Source organism: Nocardia sp. TBRC8007 (assembly GCF_056629435.1).
In genome coordinates, this window is the sequence record NZ_JBWSOR010000077.1 from 1 (window position 1) to 2,633 (window position 2,633).

Sequence of the window (2,633 nt, forward strand, 5' to 3'; positions counted from 1 at the left end):
CCATGCGGCACCCTGTGGGGAGGTCGTGATACTACCGACAACGCCGAGGTCGTCCTCGGTGCCCCAGCCATCGACATATCGGGACAGGTCCGGGTGGCTTCGAAGAGCATCGGGTGAGGTCAGGCCTTGTTCGGCGGCGTATGAAGCCTCGTACAGCATTGCCCAGAGGAATGATTCGTCGGCGTGGGTAGCATGGCGTAGCAGCGGGGGTGTCATGTCTATCGACAGTAGCGGCGGTCCGAAGTGCTCCACATCCTATTTTCGCCGACACTGGGGTTTCACTGACCAGCAAGCCATCGCACGTGCACTGCGAACACCCGACGACATGATCCTGGCCCATGAAAAAGTATAAAAGACCAGCTAAGAACTTCGGAACGCACTGCTTCCTCTTCTATTTTCAAGTGGAGGGCAAGCTTCGAGTGTTGGAGTGGGCGACTGCTCGACGGATCTGGTGAATGCCATGCCGATTCCGACTAACGCACTGCGGTCAGATATCGCGGGTATTCCCACAGTTCGATGAGTTCCTCCGGAACCCCTGTAATCGACCGGCCGTAGGAGATGGCCAGTTCGGCTAGCGTGTGGGCTCGCACCGACCAGCCGTTATCGCTCAACCACTGGACCGGATCTGCTCGCTCATCGTCGTAGAACAGCTCGGACGAGTTCACATCGCTGAACGGCTTCGAGTACTTCGATACGGTAGCCATCATACGGTTGAAGTCGGCTTTCGTCTCGGAATTCTCCACGCCGAGCTGGCTGCCGGGACCGGAGAGTTGATGTATCCGCTCGAACATCGCGTCCTGCGCGGCGCCGGGAAGGTAGGACAGCAATCCTTCCGCTGACCATACGGTGGGTTCGCCGGGATCGAAGCCTGCCGCGATCAGGGCGGCGGGCCAGTCATTACGCAGGTCCACCGCGACCACTCGCCGATCAGCCTTCGGCTGTGCCTGATGTTCGGTGAGCACCCGCTGCTTGAACTCCAGCACCTTGGGCTGGTCGATCTCGAATACGGTGGTGCCCGCAGGCCAGTCGAGACGATATGCTCGCGCATCCAGTCCCGAGGCCACGATCACCGCCTGCCGGATACCGCTCGCTGTGGCCGATAGGAAGATATCGTCGAAGAATTTCGTCCGATAACCCATGAAACTGGGAAAAAAGGGTTTATCGGTGACCAAGGTAGGGTTGGCCAACACTTCGATGAAGTGTGGTTCGCCCGCGGCCTCGATGAATAGGGCCGCGTAATTGTCCTGGATTAGTGGATCGGGAAGAGTCGTCTCCAACGCTCGGAACGCTGCGACTATCAACGCGGTGCGCCCTACGCTGCTGACGATGTCCCATACGTCTCCATCAGTTCGCATAGTTGAATACCTACCGATCTTGTCGACGGACCTGGGCATATACAGCCGACCAGACGGACGGCGAGCGGTACCGCACATTCGACGGAATTACTCCGAGTTACTCGCTCGCACCTAGCCGAAATCGCCCAACTGTTCGCGATTCTACGACAACTCGAGCTTCACCGGGGCGAACGGCATCCGCGCCGCAACGCGATACTGCGTTCACGGATGCCCATCGCGCGGCAGTGATCGAACCGTTGGTCTTTGTCCGGGTGGCGGGAACGCCGGGGCCGGTGTGGCTGTATGACCGGCCTGTGCTGCAGGGCATCCTGTTCGTGCTGTTCATCGGGATCGGTTGGGAGTCCTTTCCCAGGAACTCGGCTTCGGGTCCGAATGATTTGCTGGCGGCGGGAGCATTCGAGCGGATACATCAGGTGATGCTGACCCGTTGCCGGGTTGATCGATGTCGACTGTGTCGTCGCAGACGGCTCGCATGTGTGGGTGAAGAAGGGGTGCCGGTACAGGCCTGCCTCCGGTTGACCGCGCCGAACACCACATCCTGATCTGCGACAACGACGCAGCACTGTCTCTATCTCCTGACGAGCCACCCGTGACAAGGTTACCGTTGGACGCTGGATCGTCGAGCACTCCCTGGCGTTACTCCACTGATAGCGGCGCCTGGACGTCTGGCGGGAACGCTGTACCGATATCCATGGAGGATTCCTCGACCTCGCCACCATCCTCGTCTACTGGCGACGCATCAGCAACCGGACCCGATAGGGCTCTTGATATTCGTATCTGGTGACTCGTTTCCTCGGTCTGACCGATGTTGGTCGGGCACCATGGGGCATGCGCTGGAAGCCCGTGGCCAACGTATTCGCGATCGTTTCGACTGACCGCCGGCCCGGTGCCCGAACCTATTGGGAGAAACTGTTGGGAACGCCGTTATCGAAATGTTCCCGAGACATTATGGTGTTGTATGAATTATGTATAGTATATGTCTCGCGGTTCGGTCGATGGTCTATATTTTGTGAGTAATGTGTTGAATGATCTTGTTGTTTCAAGTGTTTTGTTGTCGGTGTTTCGGTTGTGTTGTGTTGTGTGGTTGGTGTGGGGATTGGTGTATTCGCTTCTTTTGGTTTCGCGTTCGAGTGCTGCGGTGGTGTGGGTGGGCGGGTAGGCTCGGGGAGATTTCCGGGTTGCATGCTTTCTGGCCTTGTTGGGTCGTTATGGATTGGTTCGGTGTGGTGATCCGGGTTGTCGAGGAATTTTTCTTATAGAGGTATTTGCGAGGTATTT

2 protein-coding genes are annotated in these 2,633 nt (G+C 57.8%); both read right to left on the reverse strand.

Going from position 1 to position 2,633, the window contains the following annotated elements:
* On the reverse strand, nucleotides 1-216 hold a 216-nt coding region (locus ACX4ZE_RS22625; RefSeq protein WP_480275482.1), incomplete at its 3' end, for a hypothetical protein.
* A gap of 257 nt (nucleotides 217-473) precedes the next feature.
* Nucleotides 474-1,355, reverse strand: a complete 882-nt coding sequence (locus ACX4ZE_RS22630; protein ID WP_480275483.1) for a class I SAM-dependent methyltransferase — start codon at nucleotides 1,353-1,355, stop codon at nucleotides 474-476.
* Nucleotides 1,356-2,633 lie beyond the last annotated feature (1,278 nt).

What these genes read in the sequence shown, in the direction of transcription:
- ACX4ZE_RS22630 (WP_480275483.1), bottom strand. Translation starts at nt 1,355, where the DNA reads ATGCGAACTGATGGAGACGTATGGGACATCGTCAGCAGCGTAGGGCGC.